A 6,751-nucleotide genomic window follows, 5' to 3' on the forward strand; every position below is an offset into this window, starting at 1 on the left:
GGGCCCGGTCGCGGTACTGGCGCCAGAAGCCTGGCCCGCCTCCCTGGCAGACGCCGGCCTGCGGGCCTGGCGCGAGGCCGAGGAAAGCCTGGCGCGGGCTGGATACACACCCACGCCCTGGCATCCGCCCACGACCCTGTCGTTTGCCCGCATGGCGGACGACAACTCCGTGGTGCTGGCCTACGAGGCCTACCGCTATTACGGCGCACTGGCTGAAGATCCCGCGCAGCCGCTTTGGGAAGTGGTGCGCAAGCGCATCGCGGCCGGAGGCCGCATCACGCAGACCGACTACGAAGCCGCACTGCAACGCCGCGCCGCCGACATGGCTGCGTTCGCGCGGGCCATGCAAGGCCTGGACGCCCTGCTGATGCCCGCCTGCGACCAAGCTGCGCAAACCCTTGACGCGGACGACACCCGCCACGCCGGGCTGGGCAAGCTGCTGCGTCCCGCCAACTTCCTCGGTGCGGCCGCCATCTCGCTGCCTGCGGGCTACGATGCCGATGGCATGCCCATGGCGGTGCAGCTGCTGGCGCCCGCCGGCGGCGACGCCGCGCTACTGGACTGCGCTGCTGCGCTGGAGCCAGTGCTGGACCCGGCGCCGCGCCGGCCCGACTTGTCGACCTGGGGCCTGTAAACCCCGCAAGCAAGAAAAAGCCCCCGCAGTGCGGGGGCTGTGCTTGCAGAAGCAGAAAGGCTTACACGGCCTTTTTCAGTTCCTGCACCTTGTCCGTGGCTTCCCACGAGAATTCCGGCTCGGAGCGGCCGAAGTGGCCGTAGGCGGCGGTCTTGGCGTAGATCGGGCGCAGCAGATCCAGCATGTTGACGATGCCCTTCGGACGCAGGTCGAAATGCTCGCGCACCAGCTTGGCGATCTGGTCGTCGGGGATGACGCCAGTACCTTCCGTGTAGACGGTGATATTGATCGGCTCGGCCACGCCGATGGCGTAGCTGACCTGCACCTGGCACTGGCGCGCCAGGCCAGCGGCCACGATGTTCTTGGCCACGTAGCGGGCGGCGTAGGCCGCCGAACGGTCGACCTTGGACGGATCCTTGCCCGAGAACGCGCCGCCGCCATGCGGGCATGCGCCGCCGTAGGTGTCGACGATGATCTTGCGGCCGGTCAGGCCGCAATCGCCTTGCGGGCCGCCGATGACGAAGCGGCCGGTCGGATTGACCAGGAACTTGGTTTGCAGCGTGATCAGGCCTTCGGGGAAGCTGGGCTTGATGATGTCTTCGATCACCGCTTCGCGGATGGTCTCTTGCGAGACTTCCGGCGCGTGCTGGGTCGACAGCACCACCGTGTCGACTTCAGCCGGGCGGCCGTCGATGTAGCGGAACGTCACTTGCGACTTGGCGTCGGGACGCAGCCACGGCAGGCGGCCGTCCTTGCGCAGCTCGCTCTGGCGCTGCACCAGGCGGTGCGCGTACCAGATCGGGGCCGGCATCAGGTCAGGCGTTTCGTCGCAGGCATAACCGAACATCAGGCCTTGGTCGCCCGCACCCTGGTTCAGGTAGTCTTCGGAGCTGCGGTCCACGCCCTGGGCGATGTCCGGCGACTGCTTGTCGTAGGCGACCAGCACCGCGCAGCCCTTGTAGTCGATGCCGTATTCAGTATTGTCGTAGCCGATGCGGCGGATCGTGTCGCGCGCGACCTGGATGTAGTCGACGTTGGCGGTGGTGGTGATTTCGCCAGCCAGCACTACCAGGCCGGTGTTGCACAGCGTCTCGGCTGCAACGCGCGCATTCGGGTCCTGGGTGAAGATCGCGTCCAGGATCGAGTCGGAGATCTGGTCGGCAACCTTGTCGGGATGCCCTTCAGAGACGGATTCGGAAGTAAAGAGAAAGTCGTTATTGGCCACAGATGCGTCCTTGGTGGCCGGCTTTGCCGGCGCATAGGTTCACGAGGCGCGTTGCACCCCCGACCGCATGACATACGCAAATCTGGGCGCGACGCTTTAGCGGATTTGGCAAAACGCGCGCAAAGCGCTACACCCTTGCCGTCGCCCCGCAAGTTGTCGGTTAACTCGGCGACTGGGCTATTTTAAGCGAAAATGCGGTTCTGCCGCCAACGGCCGGGGGCCTAAGCATATTCCCCCAAGCCCAGGCGCACCTCAAGCCCGTCCCACTTTCCTGCCGCATGCTGCTCTTCCTGTTCAGACTATTCGCCGCCCTACCCCTATCCGTCGCGCACGCCGCGGGGCGCCTCGCCGGGCGCGCGATCTACGCCTGGCCGGGCAAGTACCGGCAGCGGCTGCAAGCCAACGCGGTCCAGGCCGGCTACGCGGATCCGGCGTTCGCGCGGCGCGCGGCAGGTGAAATCGGCGCCATGATCCTGGAGAGTCCGCGGGTCTGGTTCCGCAATGAACAAAGCCTGGCCCAGGTGATCTCGGACGACAATGACGTGGTCAGCGCGGCCCGCGCAGAAAACCGCGGCATCCTGTTCCTGACGCCGCATCTGGGCTGCTTCGAGATCACCGCGCGCTACCTGGCACGCCAGATGCCCATGACGGTCATGTTCCGGCCGCCGCGCAAGGACATCCTGGCCCCGCTGCTGGAAACCGCGCGCAACACTTCCGCCGTCAATGCCGTGCCGGCCACTATGCAGGGGGTGCGCGAGTTCGTGCGCGCCCTGCGCCGCGGCGAATCCGTGGGCATGCTGCCCGACCAGGCGCCCAGCGTGGGCGACGGCGTCTGGGCGCCGTTCTTCGGGCGCATGGCCTACACCATGACGCTGCCGGGCAAGCTGGCCACGCAGACGAACGTACCCATCATCCTGACTGCGGGCGAACGGCTGCCCGGGGGCCGCGGCTGGCGCATCCATTACGTGCGCGTGCCCGAGCCGCTGCCTGCCGACGCCGAAGCGCAAGCCGCGCTGCTCAACGCCGCCATGGAAACGCTGATCCGCCGCTGCCCGGAGCAATACCTCTGGAGCTACAACCGCTACAAGACGCCGCGCGGCGCACCGCCGGCACCTGCCTCCGAAACCGCATCCCGGGCCAACTGAAGCGCCGCGCCCCGTCCGCTCCACTTTCCTTACCTATGACTAATTTCAAAACGCGCGCGCTGGTATCCCTGTTGAAATGGTTCGCCCGCATCAAGCCATCGACGCGGCTGCGCATCGGCGCGGGCCTGGGCTGGCTGGCGCCACGGCTGGTCAAATCGCGCGCGCGCATCGTGCGCCGCAATCTCGAACTGTGCTTTCCCGAGCAGCCCGAACAGGTCCGCGAACAGTGGGTCGCCGACCACTTCCGCGCACTGGCGCAATCCATCGTCGACCGTGGCGTACTCTGGTACGGCACGCCCGAGGCCGTCAGGGAAATGGTGACGTTAAGCGGCGTGGACGAAGTCAACGAGCTGATCGCCCAAGGCCGGTCGGTGATCCTGCTGGCGCCCCATTTCATCGCCATGGACGCGGGCGGCACCCGGCTGACGATGGATATCCCCAGCGCCGCCACCATGTATACCCCGCAAAGCGACCCCAACATCGACGCCGTTATGGCCGCAGGACGGGCTCGTTTCAACGAGTCTTTCCTGGTCAGCCGCAAAGACGGCGTGCGCGAACTGATCCGCCACCTGCGCGCGCCCCGCCCTGTCTATTACCTGCCCGATATGGATTTCGGCCGCCAGGGCGCGGTGTTCGCGCCCTTCTTCGGCATCCCGGCGGCAACCCTGCTCGCCACCGCCCAGCTGGCCAGGAAATGGGATGCGGTGGTAATGCCCGTCCTGGGCTTCTGGAATCCGGATAACGGCCGCTATCACATCGAAGTACTCCCAGCGCTGGCCGACTTCCCCGGAACAGACTCCCTGGAAGATGCCACCGCCCGCCTGAACCGCGAGCTGGAATCCTGGGTACGCCGCTGCCCCAGCCAGTACTACTGGGTCCATCGCCGCTTCAAGACGCGTCCGCCGGGCGAACCCAAACTCTACTGAGTCCGCGGCTCGCGCCCCAATATGGGCGATAATCCCGTGATGAACTGGAACTTCACCAAAATGCATGGCGCTGGCAACGATTTCGTCGTGCTCGACGGGGTCCGCCAGACCATCGACATGACGCCCGAGCGCGCCCGCGCCCTGGGCGACCGGCATTTCGGCATCGGCGCCGACCAGATCCTCCTGGTCGAACGCGCCACCCGGCCCGACGCGGATTTCCGCTATCGCATATTCAATTCCGACGGCAGCGAAGTCGAACACTGCGGCAACGGCGCACGCTGCTTCGTGCGCTTCGTGCATGAACAGGGTCTGTCCGATCGCAACCCGCTGCGCGCCGAGATCGCCACCGGCATCCTGGTGCTGGACCAGGGCGACGACGAGCAGGTCACCGTCGACATGGGCAGCACGCGCTTCGAACCCTCAGCCCTGCCCTTCGACACCGCCGGGCTGGCCTCGCGCGTCCAAGGCCAGGACACGCTGTGGGAACTGGAGCTGGACGCCCCCGCCGGCCTGCCGCGCACGGTCGCACTGTCGGCCGTGGCCATTTCCAACCCGCACGCCGTGCAGGTCGTGGACGACGTCGACACCGCGCCCGTATCCATTCTCGGCCCGCTGATCGAAACCCATCCGCGCTTCCCGCGCCGCGTCAACGCCGGCTTCATGCAGGTCATGGACCGCAACAACATCCGTCTGCGCGTGTTCGAACGCGGCGCCGGCGAGACCCTGGCCTGCGGCACCGGCGCCTGCGCCGCTGTCGCAGCCGGCATCCGCCGCGGCCTGCTGGACTCGCCGGTGCGCGTGCAAGCGCGCGGCGGCGTGCTGACCGTCGCCTGGAACGGCGAGCAACTGCGCATGACCGGACCGGCCGAGTCCGTCTTCACGGGGCAGGTCGACATCGACAAGCTCGTCTTCTCCATGGGACTGAACCGATAAGCCATGACTGATACCGCTATTACCGCCCAGGACATCGCTGGTTTCCTGCAAGACAATCCCGACTTCTTCGACCAGCACGCGGACGTCTTCGCGACCCTGCAGGTGCCGCATCCGCACGGCTCGCGCGCCATTTCGCTGGGCGAACGCCAGATCCTGACCCTGCGCGAGCGCAATCGCGAACTCGAATGGCGCCTGAACGAGCTGGTGCGCAACGCCAGCGCCAATGAAAGCATTGGCACGCACGTGGCCAAATGGTGCTGCCGCCTGCTGTCCGAATGCGATCCGCAGCATGTGCCGGGCGAGATCGCCCTGGGCTTGGCCGAACAATTCGAACTGAACCACGTGGCGCTGCGCCTGTGGGACCTGTCCGAATTGCCCGCCACCGGCTACGGCGAACCCGTCACCCAGGACGTGCGCACCTTCACCGACAGCCTGAAGACGCCCTACTGCGGCACCGACACCGAATTCGAAGCGGCCGGCTGGCTGGACGCCAAGCCCAAGTCGCTGGCGCTGGTGCCGCTGCGCCTGGAAGCCGACGGCCCCGCCGTCGGTCTGTTAGTGCTGGGCTCGGACGACACCGAACGCTTCACGCCCGAAATGGGCACGACCTTCCTCGAATCCATCAGTCAGCTGGCTTCGGCGGCGCTGCATCGCCTGAATCCGGCCTCACCCAAGGCCTAGCCGGGACGGGCGGACGCCATGCCGAAAGCCACGCAAGCGCAAGACGCGGCCCCGCCCGAAACTCCCCTGCCGGACGCAATGAGCGCCTGGCTGCGCCATCTGGAAACCAACCGGCGCTATTCGCCTCACACACTCGACGGCTACCGCCGCGAACTGCGTTTCCTGCGCGAACTTGCCGACCACGCCAAGCTGCCGCTGGACAAGATCGGCAACGGCCACATCCGCCAGTTCGTGGCGCGCCTGCACGCCCAGGGCCGCGGGCCGCGCAGCCTGGCGCGCACCCTGGCGGCCTGGCGCGGCTTCTATCAATGGTGGGCGCCGGCCATCGAGCTGGCCGGCAATCCCGTGGCCGGCGTGCGAGCGCCCAAGGCGCCGCGCAGCCTGCCCAAAGCCTTGTCCGTTGAACAGACCCAGGCCCTGCTGGACCGCGCCCCCGCGCAAGTCGCGACCGAACCTGCCGCGCTACGCGATCAGGCCATGTTCGAACTGCTCTATTCCAGCGGTCTGCGGCTGTCGGAGCTGGTCGGCCTGGACCTGCGCTACGAACGGTCCGGCAACTATGAGTCGCGCGGCTGGCTGAGCCTGGAAGAGGCCGAGGTCATCGTGCTGGGCAAGGGCGGCAAGCGCCGCTCGGTGCCCGTGGGCCAGGCCGCCCTGGAAGCCCTGCGCAAATGGATCGCGGTGCGGTCGCAGCTGGCGCCCTTCAGCGCACAGTCCGAGGACGCGGCCGCGCTGTTCCTGGGTGCGCGCGGACGCCGCATCTCGCCGCGCGTGGTGCAGTTGCAGCTGGCGCGCATCGCGCAACAGGCCGGCGTGCCCACGCATGTGCATCCGCACGTGCTGCGCCACAGCTTCGCCAGCCATGTGCTGCAGTCCGCGCAGGATCTGCGCGCCGTGCAGGAAATGCTGGGCCACGCCAACATATCCACCACCCAGATCTATACGCGGCTGGATTTCCAGCATCTGGCCCGCGCCTACGACCAGGCGCATCCGCGCGCCGGGCGTAAATCCTGAACGCCCCAGGCCGGCTCAGTCAGGCGAGGACGGCGCCGCAAGCTTGCGGGACCGGCCCCTAGCCGCCTCCCGCGATCACACCACCCAGCAGCATCACGCCCAGCAACAGCACCGCCAGCGCCGCCAGCGCTTCCACCCCGTAGCGCAGGCGCGCCGCGCCCGCTCCGGACAAGCGGCTGCCGATGCGCGTGGC

General features: G+C 67.5%; 7 protein-coding genes. 6 read left to right on the plus strand and 1 reads right to left on the minus strand.

Going from position 1 to position 6,751, the window contains the following annotated elements:
* Positions 1 to 634 (plus strand): amidase family protein (locus VIR09_RS04900; protein WP_332011858.1); only part of this gene is annotated, 634 nt, incomplete at its 5' end.
* 61 nt (positions 635 to 695) lie between these two features.
* Here VIR09_RS04900 and metK read toward each other — a convergent pair.
* The gene (gene metK, locus VIR09_RS04905) at positions 696 to 1,859 is read right to left on the minus strand and encodes a methionine adenosyltransferase (RefSeq protein WP_332011859.1); all 1,164 of its coding nucleotides are present in this window, start codon (positions 1,857 to 1,859) and stop codon (positions 696 to 698) included.
* Between the two features lie 278 nt (positions 1,860 to 2,137).
* Between metK and VIR09_RS04910 the strand changes: the two genes are divergently transcribed.
* From VIR09_RS04910 to xerC, 5 genes are read left to right on the plus strand one after another with little or no spacing between them, the layout of a single operon-like run.
* Complete coding sequence (locus VIR09_RS04910; protein ID WP_332011860.1) at positions 2,138 to 3,004, plus strand: lysophospholipid acyltransferase family protein; 867 nt, start codon at positions 2,138 to 2,140, stop codon at positions 3,002 to 3,004.
* 35 nt (positions 3,005 to 3,039) lie between these two features.
* Positions 3,040 to 3,930: a lysophospholipid acyltransferase family protein gene (locus VIR09_RS04915; RefSeq protein ID WP_332011861.1), complete on the plus strand. Its 891-nt coding sequence runs from the start codon at positions 3,040 to 3,042 to the stop codon at positions 3,928 to 3,930.
* A gap of 21 nt (positions 3,931 to 3,951) precedes the next feature.
* A complete protein-coding gene (gene dapF / locus VIR09_RS04920; RefSeq protein WP_332011862.1) occupies positions 3,952 to 4,863 on the plus strand; it encodes a diaminopimelate epimerase in 912 nt (303 codons plus the stop codon).
* A gap of 3 nt (positions 4,864 to 4,866) precedes the next feature.
* The gene (locus VIR09_RS04925) at positions 4,867 to 5,544 is read left to right on the plus strand and encodes a DUF484 family protein (RefSeq protein WP_332011863.1); all 678 of its coding nucleotides are present in this window, start codon (positions 4,867 to 4,869) and stop codon (positions 5,542 to 5,544) included.
* An 18-nt stretch (positions 5,545 to 5,562) separates the two neighbouring features.
* The gene (gene xerC / locus VIR09_RS04930) at positions 5,563 to 6,558 is read left to right on the plus strand and encodes a tyrosine recombinase XerC (protein ID WP_332011864.1); all 996 of its coding nucleotides are present in this window, start codon (positions 5,563 to 5,565) and stop codon (positions 6,556 to 6,558) included.
* The last annotated feature ends 193 nt before the right edge of the window (positions 6,559 to 6,751 follow it).

The organism is Achromobacter sp. (genome assembly GCF_036567245.1).
Classification (GTDB): domain Bacteria; phylum Pseudomonadota; class Gammaproteobacteria; order Burkholderiales; family Burkholderiaceae_B; genus Achromobacter.

Excerpts from the sequence above, each read along its gene's own strand:
- VIR09_RS04910 (WP_332011860.1), top strand. The coding sequence starts at position 2,138 with ATGCTGCTCTTCCTGTTCAGACTATTCGCCGCCCTACCCCTATCCGTC.
- VIR09_RS04915 (WP_332011861.1), top strand. The coding sequence starts at position 3,040 with ATGACTAATTTCAAAACGCGCGCGCTGGTATCCCTGTTGAAATGGTTC.
- dapF (WP_332011862.1), top strand. The coding sequence starts at position 3,952 with ATGGGCGATAATCCCGTGATGAACTGGAACTTCACCAAAATGCATGGC.
- VIR09_RS04925 (WP_332011863.1), top strand. The coding sequence starts at position 4,867 with ATGACTGATACCGCTATTACCGCCCAGGACATCGCTGGTTTCCTGCAA.
- xerC (WP_332011864.1), top strand. The coding sequence starts at position 5,563 with ATGCCGAAAGCCACGCAAGCGCAAGACGCGGCCCCGCCCGAAACTCCC.